This is a genomic window from Flagellimonas maritima (genome assembly GCF_003269425.1).
GTDB classification, from domain to species: domain Bacteria; phylum Bacteroidota; class Bacteroidia; order Flavobacteriales; family Flavobacteriaceae; genus Flagellimonas; species Flagellimonas maritima.
The window spans coordinates 165,746-181,988 of record NZ_CP030104.1 but is presented as its reverse complement, the minus strand read 5'-3'; the positions used below and the strand labels follow the sequence as shown (position 1 = coordinate 181,988).

Sequence of the window (16,243 nt, the reverse complement as noted above, 5' to 3'; positions counted from 1 at the left end):
CAATACTAAGTTTACACCGAGTTAGTAGTCATAAAATAAATGACACTTTAGATAAACCTTCAAGAATAGATATGAATTTGAATGTTAATGCTTTAAGAGTATTTTTTCTTAACCATTTTATTTGAAAGAGGTTTACGTTACGCCAAGGAGTTATGAGGTTGAGCTCCTTGGTTGTAACGTTTTTAAAAAGATTTTATTGATATACTTATACACTTAACCTACTTATTTATAAAAAGAGCCTTTTTCCTAGGGCTCTTTTCGTTTTGGTTGAACTTCGATAGTATAAGCTGTTCTTATGTCCTTTTTTTTGAAAACTTTGCCTAAATCAATTAATTTAATAGCGGTAGAACACTTTGTAAGTTTCTGTTCAAAAAACCTACTTTTGTAAAATCAATATATGTATAAAGCACGAGTATGTCTGAACAAATAGAACGATTAAAAACATTGATTATAGGATCTGGTCCAGCTGGTTACACTGCTGCTATTTATGCAGCTAGGGCAGATTTAAAACCCGTTATGTATACAGGTATGGAACCTGGCGGTCAACTTACCACAACGACCGAAGTAGATAATTTTCCAGGTTATCCAGAAGGAATAGATGGTCCTACGATGATGGTACAGCTTCAAAAACAAGCGGAAAGGTTTGGAACAGATGTTCGAATTGGAATGGTCACTAAAGTGGATTTCAGTGATGAAGTTGGAGGTATACATAAAATTACTGTAGATGATACAAAATTAATTGAAGCCGAAAGTGTCATTATCTCAACAGGGGCTTCAGCAAAATATCTGAATATTCCAAGCGAGCAACGATTGCGTGGAGGCGGAGTATCTGCTTGTGCTGTTTGTGATGGATTTTTCTATAAAGACCAAGAGGTTGCAATAGTTGGTGCTGGGGATACAGCAGCAGAAGAAGCCTCTTATCTTGCCAATATCTGTAAAAAAGTAACAATGTTGGTGCGTAAAGATTATATGAGAGCTTCCAAAGCAATGCAGCACCGTGTCAAAAATCTTGATAATATTGTTATTAAATACAATACTGAAGTAGATGAGGTCCTAGGTGAACAAGTAGTAGAGGGTCTAAGGATGGTAAACAATCAAACAGGAGAAAAAGAAGAAATTGCTATTACTGGACTTTTTATAGCTATCGGGCATAAACCAAATACCGATATTTTCAAAGGCCAATTAAACATGGACGATACTGGTTATATATTAACTGAAGGAAAATCGACCAAAACAAACAAACCGGGAGTTTTTGCAAGTGGAGATGTACAAGATAAAGAATACAGGCAAGCAGTTACTGCTGCAGGAACAGGATGTATGGCCGCTTTGGATGCCGAAAGATATTTGGCCTCAGTTGGATCAACTGAAGAAGTGACCGCTCGTTGGGATTAAAATACATCTAAAACAATCATTTTATTTAGAAAAGTAAGCGCCTTGGAATCAAATAGAAATCGATTTCTGGGCGCTTTTATATTTAAAAAACATATAGGGGCTAATCAATACGTATATAATTTTCGGAAAATGTTCTATTACCTTCATCATCAAGTGTAATCTGACTAAAGGTATCCTCTTTTAATTTTAGTTCAAAAGTAAAGTTCCTCATGGTGTCCAATGCTTTCATCATATTGTCATCGCCGTACTCTATAGTTTCAGTTAATGAGTTTTCGGTAATTCTGTAAGAACCATAGCCAAATCTTCCGTTGGGGTCATCAGGGACATATCTGGTCCACATAATCTTACCTTTAGAATACATTTTGACCTGGCGGTATCCCTCAGATTTTTTTATGGTATCCGTAATGTCCTGTCCATCGTAGCTATAGAAGCTTTGTAATTCCCATGTGCCTTCAATGGAATTATTTGCTTCAGGTTTAGAAGATGTAAATTCTGTGGCAGAAACAAAAAGTAACATCAACAAAACCAATCCAAGTAGTTTTTTCATATCCTCGACTTTTAAGATTAGTATTAATTAACCCTTTAATTTACAAAGAATTATGTACAAAATCGATTTTACAGATTAAAATATTTGGATGGTACGGAAAAGTAATGTAATACGATTCTTTCAATATTAATTTAAAAGCAAACACTTGATTAAGGAAACAGATTTCACAGCTACATTAAAAGCAAAAAAATGCATTTTTTGAAGGTATTAATGGATTCGACAAGAATTTTGCGGTATTTTGCTGCTAATTTTTACCATTTTCAATGATAATACTGCAAAAAATCGGTACTAAATCGCTAAATCTGTTAATTGTTGATTAGAAATCAAACATTTTAAGATAATATTGTTTGATAATTAACAATTTTTATACACTTTTAGCCACCATTTTTAATAACTAACTTATGACAAAAGCAATTTTCACCACTTTTACTTTATTGTTTGCAGCATTCTCCTATGGTCAGACCATTACGGGAAGTGTTGTTGACGAATCAGGAACTCCTTTACCTGGAGTATCCATTGTTGTACTTGAAACCAACAATGGTACCACCACGGATTTTGATGGAAATTATTCTATAGCTGCAAACCAAGGCGACATTTTAGAATTTTCTTATTTAGGTATGAAAGCTCAACAAGCAACAGTTGGGTCAAGTAATACGATCAATGTTGTTATGCTTGAGGACTCTCAAGCTCTGGACGAAGTAGTTGTGACTGCATTTGGTGTTGAGCAGAAGCGACGTTCACTTGGGTATGCTGTTACGCAAATAAAAGCAGAAGATGTTAATCTTATTGGTCAAGCAAATCCAATTGAGACCTTACAGGGTAGGGTAGCAGGTGTTCAAATTAATAGGACTTCGGGTGCAGCAGGTGGAGGTGTTGATATTCTAATTCGTGGGGTCACTTCTGTTAATCCTAATAGAAACAACCAACCTCTTATAATTGTGGATGGTATAGCATTGAACAATGATACTTTTTCGGGAGAAGTGAGACCTAGTGCTGGTTCCAATTCTCCAGATAGTGCTGAACAGTTTGCTTTTTCAAATAGAGCTGGAGACATAAACCCAGAAGATATTGAATCTTTCAGCGTTTTAAAAGGAGCCGCAGCAACTGCTCTTTATGGTGTACGGGCTTCTAATGGAGCTATTATAATAACCACTAAAAGAGGTAAACAAGGTAAAGCAAAAGTTAATTTTACGGCATCTACAACATTTAGAAATGTAAGAACTACACCAGAATTGCAGACAACCTATAGAGAGGGATTTAGAGGAGCTCCAAGATTACTTTACGACCCTGGATCTGAAACTGGCTTTAATAGAGTTCAGAACGGTACGGTTTTTTGGTCATGGGGACCACGATATTCAGATGATTCTTTTACGTTGGAAGATGAAACTGTAGTAGATTTATCTGATGATCGCTTCTATAGTCCTTATGATATATTTAGGACAGGATTCAATTCTCAAGTAAACTTGAGTTTGAGTGGAGCTAATGAAAAGTTAGATTATTTTTTCTCTTTGGGAAATAATAATGAACAAGGAATTTTACCAAATACAGATTTTGAAAAAACAACTTTTAGATTAAATACTGGTTATAAAGTGACCGATAGATTTAAAATTAACACTTCTATAGCTTATACAAAATCTGGCGGAAGAAGGGCTAACGGAGGAGATAAATCTGTTATGAGCGCTTTGTCTTTCTTTTCTGGTACGTTCCCCATCAACGATTATATAAATCCTGATGGCAGTGAGAGGGACTATTCTTTTGGAATTATAGATAATCCCCGTTATCTTATGGAGACAAGCAGCTTAATAGATAATGTAAACCGCTGGGTAGGTAATACTACTTTAAACTGGAACCCCAAAGACTGGGTCAATGTAACCTATGCAGCACAGATTGATAACTACTCAGATAAAAGAAATCGATTTGTTGGCGCGGATTTAGATGGCGGATCTCAAGTTGGTGGTTTCATTCTCAACCAGAATATAAACTTCACTGCTTTGGAATCCAACTTATTGGTAGCATTCAATAAAGATTGGTCAGATGATTTTTCTACCGATCTAACATTAGGACATCAAATATCCGATACCAAAAGAGATTATGACGAGGCAAGGGGAGAACGATTGAATGTTCCAGGAATAAATGAAATAGGTAATACTATAAATTTCTTTATAGATAATGATGTTCAACGAATTAGAAATGTTGGTGTTTTTGGCGAGTTGAAACTAGGTTACAAAGAAAAATTATTTTTGACACTTACAGGCAGAAATGATTGGTTGTCTACATTGCCAAAAGATAATAGGTCTTTCTTTTATCCATCAGTAAGTTTAGCATATGATGTATCCAGCTTGTTTGGTGAAAATGATATTTTCACTTTTGGAAAACTAAGAGCCTCATGGGCTGAAGTAGGAAAGGGCCCTGGTTTTGGAGATGTAGGTCAATTTTTTGTGGTTGATGAAGATTTCCCTTTTGGGGGCACTGGAGGATTCCGGAGAAGTACACGATTCGGGGATTTAGAGATTATTCCAGAAAGAAATCAATCTACTGAATTGGGTGCCGACTTTCGATTTTTGAAAAATCGTATCCGCATGGATTATGCTTATTTTAATACTCGTGTAAAAGACCAAATCTTTACAGTTGGAACGGCTCAATCTTCCGGTCTATCTGGCATAACAAGGAATGCTGGAGACTTTGAAGTTTTTGGACATGAATTATTAATAAGTGCAGATGTTATTCAAAAGAAAGATTTTAAGTGGGAACTTATACTTAACTGGTCTACGAGCGAAGGAAAGGTATTGGAAATTCCTGATGATATAGAATCGATAGTATTTGCAAATTCAGGATTTGCTGGAATTACTTCAGAAGTTAGGGAAGGAGATGAAATGGGTTCGCTTTATGGATGGAGATGGCGCTATGAAAATGGAGAGCGATATATTGATGAAGAAGGAAAACCCGAAATAGATTTTGAGGAACGTCAAAAAGTGGGAAATGCTTTTCCAGATTTTATCTCGTCTCTAGGTAGTAACTTTAGTTGGAAAGGTTTAGGGTTCAATTTTTTACTTGAATATAAAAAAGGAGGTGATTTATATGATTCAGGTAGAAGAAATGGTATTAGAAATGGTATTTTAGGAATTACTGAATTTAGGGATGAAACTACAATACTTGACGGTGTAATGGATGATGGTAATGGTGGTTTTATTCCAAATACTACCGAAACACTTATAGATCAGGATTATTATAGAAGTTCTACAGACTATAACAGAGCATCAGAGATTTTAGTACAGGATGCATCATGGGTAAAACTAAGGAATATTGGATTTAGCTATAACTTGAGCGGAAAATTGTTAAGTAATTTGAATCTATCACGTGTAAGCCTTTCCGTAAACGCCAATAATATACTTTTATGGACACCCTATGAAGGATACGATCCCGAAGGAAATCAGTTCAGTGCCGGTAGTAATGTATATGGTTTTGCAGGATTAAGCGTTCCTTTAGCGGAAAGCTATTCATTTGGTATTAATGTAGGATTTTAAAAAGATTATTATGAGAAAACAATTTTTAAATATAACAATTAAAGTATTGGTCCTGTTTTTCTTTATAGGGTGTAGTGATAGTTATTATGATATAAATACACCTTCAAATACGGCTACGGTAGACCAATTAAGAATGCAGGATTTAGTAGGACCTGTTCTTCTGAACACTATGCAAGGACAACGCTCGGCAGAGCTCTCTTTTGGGAATTATGTTCAAAATTTTGTAAGTACTGGAGGAGGAGCGGCTGGTCAGACAACAGCAAGTGGTCTTTGGTTACAGGTGTACTTAAATGCATTGCCAAATCTTAGAATTATAAAAGATAAAGCTATTGAAAACGATGCTCCGCACATAAATGCGATTGCAGATGTTTTAATAGCAATAAATATAGGTATTGCTACAGATACTTGGGATAATGTACCTTTCAGCGAGGCGAGCGAAGCCCCAGAAAATACGTTTCCCGCATTTGATGCGCAAGAATCTATATATAATCAATTATTTTCAATTCTGGACAATGCCATTTCTGCTTTAGAAAACCCTGATAATTCCAACCTCACTCTTGGAGATTCAGATATAGTATATGGTGGTGATGTTGAAAAATGGTTGCGTACTGCGTATACTATTAAAGCTAGATATCAATTGCATCTAGTTAACAAGGGTGTTGTTTCTTCTAATGAAGTTTTAGCAAGTATTGCAAATGGATATAGCTCAACAGAAGATGATTTTTTATTGTTTTTCGATGAAAGAAATATCAATCCTTGGTATTCAGAAGAAATCTTAGCTAGGCAAACAGGTAATTTGAGCAAAGATATAGCGAGCCAACTTGTAAGTTCTATGAATGGGGATTATTTTCCTTTTGAAGGCGGCATTGTTGAAATTGACCCTCGCCTTCCCTTATTTGCAGAAAATGGTGGTGAAGATGAATATAAAGGATTTGTAAGTGGTAGCGAGGGGCTTGCACCAGATGGTACCGACGCCAATACTAGATTTAGAACCGACGGATACTATACCAGCATTGATTCTCCACTACTTTTAATTAGTTACGCTGAAGCAAAGTTTATTGAGGCAGAAGCTGCTTTTCTTGCTAATGGTGGTACAACTACAAGTACTGGATCTAGTGAAGCAGCATATTCTGCTTATCTAGAAGGTATTCAGGCAAGTATGGATATGTATGGTGTTGATGGTTCTGACTATTTGGCTGATCCAGCCATAGCAGTTGGCGCAGATGAACTTATGTTGAACCATATAATGAAAGAAAAGTACATACACAATTTCTTAAATCCCGAAACCTTCGTCGACTTTAGAAGATATGACTTTTCTGATGAGGTTTTTGTTGGACTTGAAATACGCCAAGAAGAAGCCAGCGATGACAGTGATTTCTTTGGTCAATGGTTTAGAAGGGCTGAATACCCAGCTACTGAGTTAAATAGGAACGAAGAAAACGTTTTGGCCAATCAAGAAACGCCAGTTACTCCAGTTTGGTGGGATAGAGATTAAATAAAATAAGTAATTAGTTAATTAGTTTCAAGAGAGGGTATTCAAACATCTAACAAGATACTGGATATCCTCTTTTTTATGAGCGGCACTGATTATGATTCTATTTGTCGATACCGAGTCCTCGTTGGGGTATTTAAAGTTGGTAATTAGGATATTGTTTTCTTCAAGGTAGTTTGCCAAAGTGTCATCGGAAAAACCAAAAGCGGGATGATTTGGCATATGTTCAAATTTGTTCTTTTGCTTCAAACTATTTAAAAAAAGTTCAATATTGTTTTTTAAGGCAATTCTCTTTTTTTCATAAATTTTCTCGCTACCCACAAGTGTTGCCAGACCAACTGGAGCAGCTGGGCTTGCACCGCCAAAAAAAATCGTATTTTTTAATTCGGCAACTCTATTCTTTGTTCCAAAAATAGCCCCACCTTGTATACCGTAACCTTTCCCTAAGGAACAACATACTATAAGTTCTTTGGGTTCTAGTTTTTTTAATATTTGGTATACGCCACCGCCGTTTTTGCCCAGAATACCAATGCCGTGTGAATCATCCGCGACAACAATAATTTTTTCAAGTGGTAACGATTGCAAGCCCATAAAACTTGGATAATTTAGTCCTGAAAAATCAATGGAATCCAGAAAAATAACTGGGATTGATTTTTCATTTGAGTTTAAATGTTTTCGCACAGAATCATTGAGCTCCTCAAAAGAAGGATACGCACTGACCTCCCTGTGATATAGGGCAGAATGCGTATTTGGGGCATAAAAAAAGTGATAGCCATTGGTATTTAAAAATTGGGAAATCAATTGACCTGCCAAATAACCCGAAGATAAACTTATACACGCTTCACTGCCCACAATATTGGCCAAATGGCCCTCGGCTTTTTCAAAAATGGACATCTGAACATTTGATTTTCTTGAAGCTCCATAATTAGTACCAAATATCCGGGTATTTTCAATAAAGATATCTTGAAAGTTTTTGTCCGTTTGAAGTCCTAAATACGAAGTGCCCCCAAAGTAGCGGTATTCTCTGTTCTTTATAGTAATTGTTCTGCCAGGAAAAAAGTCTATATGATGTATCATTACCAAAGCGTAACGCCGCTTCCAGCTATTTTAGGAAATTGAACAATGCCATCTTTTGTAATTTCAACACCCGATGCTATGTCTTTTTTAAGAAGCATCGCTCCGTCCATATCCACATAATCCAATTGCGGTAGCAGTTGTGCAATTGCAGAAATCCCTACTGTAGATTCAGTCATACAACCTACCATTACCTTTAGTCCCATTTCCTTGGCTTTTTTAATCATACGCAGGGCAGGGGTAAGGCCTCCACATTTTGTTAGTTTTATATTTATGCCGTTAAAATGCAATCCACATTTTTCAACGTCCGTTTCCACGATACAACTTTCATCTGCTATAATGGGAAGAACGCTTTTGTGCATCACCTTTTCCATACCGCTCCAATCGTCTGCTTTAAGGGGTTGCTCTAAAAATTCTACACCCAAATCTTTTAATAAAGGCGCATTGTGAATGGTTTCTTCAAATGTCCAGGCACAGTTTGCATCTATTCTAAAAACAGCATCAGTATGTTTTCGCAGTTCCCTTACGATAGCAACATCATCATCAGTACCTAATTTAATCTTATATATAGGCCATGGGGTTTCCTTCATTTTGGAAACCATTTTCTCTATGGACGCAATACCTATGGTATAATTGGTGGTTGGATAGGTTTGGATGTCCGTGCCCCATATTTGATAAAGAGGCTTGTTTTGCAGTTTTCCATATAGATCGTGAGCTGCAAGGTCAAGTGCGCAGACTGCAAAATTTGTCAAGCCCTTTCCCGTCAAAAACTGATGAAAAACCTCAGGAGTAGTAAAATTAAAAGCTTCTAGCTCTTTTCTTATAGCTTTGATCTCCTTCATCATACTTTCAACGGTAATCGAATAATATGGATTGGAGGTAGCTTCTCCATAACCCGTTGTTTCATGCAGCTCCAGAGCTACGATCAACGAATCTTGAAAATCATGTGATTCTCGTGAAATACTGAAGGTATGCTTTAATGGGAGCGTATACTTTTTTAAGCTGACTTTCATGAAGATTTTGGTTTATACTAATATAGATAAACCCATGGAGGTATCGAATAAAAAAACCTGATTCTTGATGAAAAATCAGGGTTTTTTATACTTTTTATTTTTATTATTTTATTGAGGCATATTACGGAATCCTAATATTTGTGAACACTCCCGGAAACGGATTTTTTCTTCTGTACACTTGCATCTCCAGTGTAGGATATATCCGCTCCGCTACTGGCATCTGCAACAAGTGATTCTGATACGTTAACGGATATATCCGCTCCGCTACTGGCATCAGCATTGCAAGTCTTGGTCAGAAGTTCACGTGCTCTTATATCTGCACCACTGCTGGCGTCTGCATAAAAGATATCTGTATTGCCAGATACTTTTATATCCGCTCCACTACTGGCATCAGCAGAAACTTCAGAAGCTACAAGCTCAACTTGTAGGTCAGAACCACTACTTGCATCCAGTTCTATTTTTGAGGACTCAATTACATTTTGAACAATGAGATCAGCTCCACTTGAGCTTTTCAAAGCTGTAATCTCAGGCAGAGATACATATATTTTCTTTGTGGCCCTACCTATATTTTCTATGGCGTGGATTCTCAACTTCCCATCTTTTATATCTGTTCCGATTAGGTCGATAATATTCTCATCGGCCTCAACAGTTATTTTAAAATCCTTGTCCTGTGTTACGAATACATCCAAGCCTTCTGAAGCTGATACCACCGTAAAATCTTCGGTAATACTTCTGGATTCTTCAACTACCTCTCCATTGCCTTTTTTCCCGTCCCCAAAATTAATGTCGAAATTACAGGAGGAGGCAAAGATTGCGAATAATAATGCGATTGCGATTCTTGCTAGTGTTGTCATGATTGTTGTTTTTATCCTGAATTGGTTTCAGGGTCTATTAATAATTGATTGATATGGTTCTTGATTCAATGCTATACTGAAATAAATTCAGCATGAAATTCGTTGTTTTATTGATTTTTAATTACAAAAGCTTTCCCAATTGTAAAAATTTTAGGCTCAATTGTCATTTTTCTCTTTAGCTCTGATTTTTATGCCATCTTCATTGATCTTTACTTTGAATTCATCATTACGATCTTCTAGGTCTATATCAATACCATCTTCGTTTATGATAATGTGGCCGTCTTCAGAACCTTCATCATCTTCAGCTTCTAATTTCTCTGGACAGTTCTGACATTTGAGTTCACCATCCCCGCCCATTATCCAAGTATAATCTACTATATCGCTTCTATAATAATCTTGGTCATTGTCGATTCCACGACCAATATGCCCCTTAACAGATTCAGAAAACTTTAAAACTGCCCCTTCGGGTACATAGATTGTAGAAACAACTTCTTGGTTTCTTGCCTTGTTTGATGTAGCCGTGGTGAGGTACTCATCTAAAACAATCTCATTTTGCGTCAATTGATAATCGTAATTTATTTGTTTTGCCCTTTCACGTGCCGCATGAGTTGTGTTCCCGTGCGAATCCTTTCTAATATTGAGTTTTACAAAGGAATCATTGGATTTTCTCACTTTAATGTTTACCTCATCAGAGATTAAAATTTGTTTATCGTTCTCATCATACGTAAAGGTCATACGGCCAAAATGGGCATTTCCCATGCCGTAATCGAATGTTGAATCTTTTATTTTAATCAGCAATGTGTCCCCGGGAACCTCCATCAATATTTGGTCCTTGATGTTTACACTGCCAACGTTGGCGAATTCTGCTGCTTGTTTCAACCCTAGAGCGGACAAAGTTCCTACTGAAATCAACCAAAGTCCCAAAAGAGAATATTTAGCAATGTTTCCTATCGACTTTAAATTAGTCACCAAAATCTTGAGTCCCAAGTAGAGCAAAAAGAAAAACGGAATACCGATTGAAAAGAACAATAGTACAGATACTATCCAAACCGGTGCACCTGTTGTATTCACAATCTCATAAAAATCGACTCCGGGAAGATTAACCGCATTGAAAATTCCTATACTAAAAAAAGCTACAAACAATCCAATGAGCATCATGGCACTGATCAAAATCAAAAGTATGCCAATGAACTTACCCACTATTTTAAAGAGGAACATAATAATATCGCCAATAACGTCAAAAAAGGTCTTAGAGCTGCTTTTGACCTTGTTGCCTACTTTTTCGTAATCTACATTTTTAACCCTGTCCGCAACACCATCAAAGCCCTCTTTTACCTTACGCTCTATATTGCTTATGTTGACTGGCTCTCCCCGCATATCAAGCTTTTGGGCAGTCGTAGTGGCTTCAGGAACTAAAATCCATAATAGGATATAGGCAACAAGCCCAAAACCGGAAAATACAGTGAGCAGTATAAAAATTATTCTTATCCAAAGTGCATCAAGGCCCATATAATGCTCTAGACCGGAACAAACGCCACCAATGTACTTTTGATCAATGTCCCTATATAATTTTTTGACCTTTCGTTTAGTTTGAGGTTGGACTTGATCCTGTTTTGGAACATCTTCAAAGATGTCCTCATCCACCATATAGTCCTCTGGCTGCCCCATGATGTTAATAACTTCGTCCACTTCTTTTTGTGTGATTACCTGGCGCTCGTTTTCCATCTTTTCCAAAAAGAGTTCTGCGAGCCTCGCTTCAATATCCGCAATTATCTCATCGCTCCCAGGTGTGCCCGAAAACGACCTTTTAATGGATTCAAGGTAAAGCCTTAGTTTATTGTACGCCTCATCATCAATATGGAAGAGTGTGTTTGCGAGATTTATGTTTACTGTCTTGTTCATTTTTTGATTATTGATTTGTGTTGGTTACCAGATTTACTGCATTTCTTAGCTCGTCCCATGTGCCATTGAGTTCGTTTAAAAACAATCTTCCGGTTTCGGTAAGCGCATAATATTTACGTGGAGGTCCAGAGGTGGATTCTTCCCAACGATAATTGAGCAATCCAGCATTTTTTAACCTGGTTAGCAAAGGATAAATGGTACCTTCCACTACAAGCATCTTAGCATCTTTTAAAGAGCCCAGAATTTCGGATGCATATTTGTCCTTATCATTCAAGATAGAGAGGATGCAATATTCCAGAACCCCTTTGCGCATTTGTGCTTTTGTGTTTTCTATATTCATAACTCCATGGTTCTAATTTTGCCGAACTAGGTTCGGTGTTTAATTAACTGTTCGTTTTTTCGTAATTGCTTGATTGAGCAACGTATTCTCGCCCATTCCCTCTTTGATGAGAAGAGGGAGCGAGAACATTTTTGATTGATAATTATAATTTTTCGTTTTTGATTGATGAATAAACTCCTTGTACTATTCTTATATTATTGTTGTGATTGATGGTCATAACTTAATTCCCTTTTAACTTTCCAATTGTTTTCTTCCAAAATCCAAACGTGGGTGAATTTTGCGATCTCTCCCTTTTGATATACGTTTTCTTTGTCCAAAAACTCAAAACTATGTACCCCTTTTTGAATGGCACCGTACAATTCGCCATTTTTATATAGCGGATATACCGCCAAACTTCCTTTATCCAATATTCTTTTTGCTGGTTGAGGTTGATTTTTATCAAGTTTTGCACAATTTTCCCGCATCGGATTTAGAAAATCCGCCCTACTTTCCGTAAACCCACCTTTATCATGGTAGAATTCAAAATCTTCGGTAAATAACGTTTTCAAAAGATCGGTATTACATTGATTAAAGGCTGCATCAAATAGTATACTGTCTTTTTTCTTTAGAATATCGTAAAGCTCCAAATCTTTTTTTACTTGGGCATTTGTAAAAATTGTGATATTTAAAAATACCATCATAATTAGTTTACTGGTAGGGTTCATTTATTTTATGAATTTTATGGTGAATGGGTACATAAAAGTCTGTCCCTCGTTAGTTCGTATAGTTGCTAAAATGGTATATACTACATTGATGATGACCAAGGCTACATGTATTAAACCTGAGATGCCGGCTGGCCAAAAGAACCTGTTCAGTCTAAAATCATCACTACTGATATGAATGTCCAAATTGTTCAGATCACTTAAACGGTGCAATCCAAAAAAATTCCAATCGAATACATCGGGTAAGAAGCTGATAAAAAATGGAATACTTATAATACTTACAATTACGGAATACAAAAACATACTTATTTGAAAATTCAACGCTTGCTTTCCGTTATAATCCACAAACTTGTATTCATTTTTATTTGCGGTCCATAAAATCAATGGGAAAATAAAATTTCCAAATGGAATAAAATATTTTGAAAAAGTTGAAGCGTGTATTATCGCTGATAAATTCCGTTCATGTTTGGTTGCAGTTGTTGCCATTATATTATTACTGATTTAATAAGAAATTAGATAACCTATTAGCTTACCATACAAATATATATCTAAAAGAAGGTACTATGCAAAACAAAGTACTAAATATTAACTTTTATTTAACATATTGATTTGGTAATAATTTTAATTACTTTTAGCACAATTAAATGAAGAACATGGCTTTGAATACCAGTAAAATCAACACTTTTACATTTTTAAAACTTCCTTCTGCATGGTGGTGCGGTGTGCGACTAACTTATATAGACGATGAAAAATCCATTACGTCCGTTAAACATAAATGGATAAACCAGAACCCATTCAATTCCATGTTTTGGGCTGTTCAAGGGATGGCAGCAGAACTAAGTACAGGTGCATTGGTGATGAATGAAATTAAAAAAAGCGGGAAAAAAATATCCATGTTGGTTCAGAACAATAAAGCAAATTTTTCAAAAAAAGCGACAGGAAAAATAACATTTACATGTGTTGATGGTCAACTTGTAGCAAAAGCAGTTGAAGATACTATCAGAACAGGAGAGGGGCAAACCGTTTGGATGGAGTCCGTAGGCGTCAATAAAGATGGGATTGTTGTTTCTACTTTTAATTTTGAATGGACCGTTAAGCTAAAAGGTTGAGTCTCAAATTTGATGGGTATCTCATTTTTTAGTATTTTCAATTCCAAATACTAATTAATGAAACTCAATTAAAATGGGAAAGTTTGAAATTAAAGCTACTAAATCAGGACAAAGCATGTTCAATCTCAAAGCTGGAAATGGACAGGTAATTTTGACCAGCGAATCTTATACTACAAAAGCTGCTTGTGAAAATGGAATAGAATCCGTTAGAAAAAATTCTCAAATGGATGAGCGCTTTGAGCGTAAAACAGGAAGTACAGGTCAGCACTATTTTAATTTAAAGGCGTCCAACGGTCAAGTAATTGGCAAAAGTGAATCGTATACTTCTACGGGTGCCATGGAAAATGGAGTTGAATCCGTCAAAAAAAATGCTCCTGACGCAGAGGTTGAGGATAATTCTTGATTTAGGCATAATTTTCATTTTATGACATCAATAAAAGGTAGCTAAAATAGCTACCTTTTTATTTTATTTAGTATAAAAATTAATTAAAGCAAGAGTGTAACAAAACTTTGTGGTGGTCAACCAATAAGGATAATATTAATAAATAAAAAAAATGAACGCACACGAAATAGACTATGAAATCTACGGTGAGGAAATGCAGTACGTAGAAATTGAACTTGACCCACAAGAGGCAGTAGTTGCCGAGGCGGGAAGCTTTATGATGATGGATACCGATATTAAAATGGACACGATATTTGGAGACGGTTCCAATCAAGAATCCGGGGTGCTGGGAAAATTATTTTCCGCAGGCAAACGATTGCTAACAGGGGAGAGCCTTTTTATGACCGCTTTTCTAAATGTGGGACAAGCTAAAAAGAAGGTAAGTTTTGCTTCTCCCTATCCAGGAAAAATACTTCCTATCGACCTCTCTGAAAAAGCTGGAATATTCATTTGTCAGAAAGATGCCTTCTTATGTGCTGCCAAGGGCGTTTCCGTTGGCATAGAGTTTTCAAAACGCTTGGGTCGCGGACTATTTGGTGGCGAAGGCTTTATTATGCAAAAATTGGAGGGCGATGGAATGGCTTTTGTCCATGCAGGTGGTACCATGGCCAAAAAAGAATTGGCTGCAGGAGAGGTTTTGAAAGTAGATACAGGCTGTATCGTTGGATTTTCACATACTGTGGATTATAATATTGAGTTTGTTGGTGGAATAAAAAATACCGTTTTTGGCGGGGAAGGTCTGTTCTTCGCCACTTTAAAAGGACCAGGTACGGTTTATATACAATCATTGCCGTTCAGTAGATTGGCGGGCAGAGTATTGGCTTCAATCCCACGTGGAGGTAAAAATAAGGGTGAGGGCAGTGTTCTTGGTGGTCTCGGTGACATCATAGGTGGCGATAATAGGTTTTGATTTTTGGTTGACAGATGATGGCTGATGGATGATAGTTGACGGTTGAAATTGGAGAGTTTCAGACTTAAAAGTTTTATAGTTCAGAATTCTAACATCTCACATCTCACATCTCATATCTAAACTAACATCACATCAAATAGAGTTTTATTTAAATCTCTTAAAATGCTATAGTTTTTTATTTTTGCCTAACGCCTAACGCCTAACGCCTAACGCCTAACGCCTAACGCCTAACGCCTAACGCCTAACGCCTAACGCCTAACGCCTAACGCCTAACGCCTAATGTATGAGCTTTTATGAACTTTACGATTTCCTAAGGGATTTACAAAAAAACAATTCCAAGGAATGGATGGATGAAAACCGAAAGCGATATCATCAAGTCCGCGATTGGTACATTGAATGGCTTAACGAAATGGATATGAAGTTGGGGAAGGTTGATGAAAATTATTATCCGACCTCTGGAAAAAAGGCGATAAACCGCATCAACAACAACCTTATGTTTCATCCAGAAAAACCGGTATATAAAGACCATTTTGGTGCAGGACTGGATAAGGCCCCCAATACTGGTGATTTTTATATTCATTTGGGCACAAGCGAATCATTTATTGCAGGAGGTTTTTATAGGCCATCTTCCAAGTTACTTAGTAGTATTCGCGAAGCAATCGATTATAATGGTGATGATTTCAAAAAAATTATCAATAAAAAATCCTTTAAAAATATGTTTGGTGGCCTTATGCAAGACGATATGCTAAAAATGGCTCCAAAAGGATTTTCCCAAACCCATAAACATATTGAACTATTAAGACATAAAAGTTTCGCCGTAAGTTGCGCAGTAACGCAAAAAGAAGTGCAAAACAACAATTTTCAAGATGGAGTAGTTGAAATTTACAAAGAGATGCTTCCGTTCAGAAGGTATTTGAACAAAGCTGTAACTGTCTAATATACC

General features: G+C 36.5%; 15 protein-coding genes. 7 read left to right on the top strand and 8 right to left on the bottom strand.

Annotated features, from left to right (window positions below; all coding sequences use genetic code 11):
* The first annotated feature begins 414 nt into the window (after nt 1–414).
* A complete protein-coding gene (trxB, locus tag HME9304_RS00825; RefSeq protein ID WP_112376785.1) occupies nt 415–1,392 on the top strand; it encodes a thioredoxin-disulfide reductase in 978 nt (325 codons plus the stop codon).
* Nucleotides 1,393–1,492: 100 nt separating this feature from the next.
* Here the strand turns inward: trxB and HME9304_RS00820 are convergent, their stop codons facing one another.
* Nucleotides 1,493–1,939 (bottom strand): hypothetical protein, encoded by a 447-nt coding sequence (locus tag HME9304_RS00820; RefSeq protein WP_112376784.1) that lies wholly within the window; start codon nt 1,937–1,939, stop codon nt 1,493–1,495.
* Nucleotides 1,940–2,340: 401 nt separating this feature from the next.
* Between HME9304_RS00820 and HME9304_RS00815 the strand changes: the two genes are divergently transcribed.
* Nucleotides 2,341–5,463 carry a SusC/RagA family TonB-linked outer membrane protein gene (locus tag HME9304_RS00815; protein ID WP_112376783.1) on the top strand — a complete coding sequence of 1,041 codons (3,123 nt, stop codon included), beginning with the start codon at nt 2,341–2,343 and terminating at the stop codon, nt 5,461–5,463.
* A gap of 10 nt (nt 5,464–5,473) precedes the next feature.
* Entirely contained in the window at nt 5,474–6,958 is a 1,485-nt protein-coding gene (locus HME9304_RS00810) for a SusD/RagB family nutrient-binding outer membrane lipoprotein (protein ID WP_112376782.1), read from the top strand.
* Nucleotides 6,959–6,985: 27 nt separating this feature from the next.
* Here the strand turns inward: HME9304_RS00810 and HME9304_RS00805 are convergent, their stop codons facing one another.
* The 7 genes from HME9304_RS00805 to HME9304_RS00775 all read right to left on the bottom strand — a co-directional run bounded on the left by HME9304_RS00805 (nt 6,986) and on the right by HME9304_RS00775 (nt 13,325).
* Nucleotides 6,986–8,032: an aminotransferase class I/II-fold pyridoxal phosphate-dependent enzyme gene (locus tag HME9304_RS00805; protein WP_112376781.1), complete on the bottom strand. Its 1,047-nt coding sequence runs from the start codon at nt 8,030–8,032 to the stop codon at nt 6,986–6,988.
* Nucleotides 8,032–9,042 carry a dipeptide epimerase gene (locus HME9304_RS00800; protein ID WP_112376780.1) on the bottom strand — a complete coding sequence of 337 codons (1,011 nt, stop codon included), beginning with the start codon at nt 9,040–9,042 and terminating at the stop codon, nt 8,032–8,034. Before HME9304_RS00800 ends, HME9304_RS00805 begins: the two co-directional genes overlap by 1 nt.
* 131 nt (nt 9,043–9,173) lie before the next feature.
* Nucleotides 9,174–9,896, bottom strand: coding sequence for a head GIN domain-containing protein (locus tag HME9304_RS00795; protein WP_112376779.1), 723 nt, complete (start codon nt 9,894–9,896; stop codon nt 9,174–9,176).
* Nucleotides 9,897–10,052: 156 nt separating this feature from the next.
* Nucleotides 10,053–11,798, bottom strand: a complete 1,746-nt coding sequence (locus HME9304_RS00790) for a PspC domain-containing protein (protein ID WP_112376778.1) — start codon at nt 11,796–11,798, stop codon at nt 10,053–10,055.
* A 7-nt stretch (nt 11,799–11,805) separates the two neighbouring features.
* A complete protein-coding gene (locus HME9304_RS00785; protein ID WP_112376777.1) occupies nt 11,806–12,138 on the bottom strand; it encodes a PadR family transcriptional regulator in 333 nt (110 codons plus the stop codon).
* A gap of 194 nt (nt 12,139–12,332) precedes the next feature.
* Nucleotides 12,333–12,842, bottom strand: coding sequence for a DUF4440 domain-containing protein (locus HME9304_RS00780; protein WP_112376776.1), 510 nt, complete (start codon nt 12,840–12,842; stop codon nt 12,333–12,335).
* Nucleotides 12,843–13,325: a DUF4870 domain-containing protein gene (locus HME9304_RS00775; protein WP_112376775.1), complete on the bottom strand. Its 483-nt coding sequence runs from the start codon at nt 13,323–13,325 to the stop codon at nt 12,843–12,845.
* Nucleotides 13,326–13,492: 167 nt separating this feature from the next.
* Here HME9304_RS00775 and HME9304_RS00770 point away from each other — a divergent pair, with 167 nt between their 5' ends.
* The 4 genes from HME9304_RS00770 (at nt 13,493) to HME9304_RS00755 (ending at nt 16,237) form a co-directional block, all read left to right on the top strand.
* Nucleotides 13,493–13,948, top strand: coding sequence for a DUF4442 domain-containing protein (locus HME9304_RS00770; RefSeq protein ID WP_112379682.1), 456 nt, complete (start codon nt 13,493–13,495; stop codon nt 13,946–13,948).
* A 73-nt stretch (nt 13,949–14,021) separates the two neighbouring features.
* On the top strand, nt 14,022–14,351 hold the full coding sequence (locus HME9304_RS00765; protein WP_112376774.1) for a YegP family protein: 330 nt from the start codon (nt 14,022–14,024) through the stop codon (nt 14,349–14,351).
* 151 nt (nt 14,352–14,502) lie between these two features.
* Nucleotides 14,503–15,300, top strand: a complete 798-nt coding sequence (locus tag HME9304_RS00760; protein WP_112376773.1) for a TIGR00266 family protein — start codon at nt 14,503–14,505, stop codon at nt 15,298–15,300.
* A gap of 283 nt (nt 15,301–15,583) precedes the next feature.
* Nucleotides 15,584–16,237, top strand: coding sequence for a DUF2461 domain-containing protein (locus HME9304_RS00755; protein WP_112376772.1), 654 nt, complete (start codon nt 15,584–15,586; stop codon nt 16,235–16,237).
* Nucleotides 16,238–16,243 lie beyond the last annotated feature (6 nt).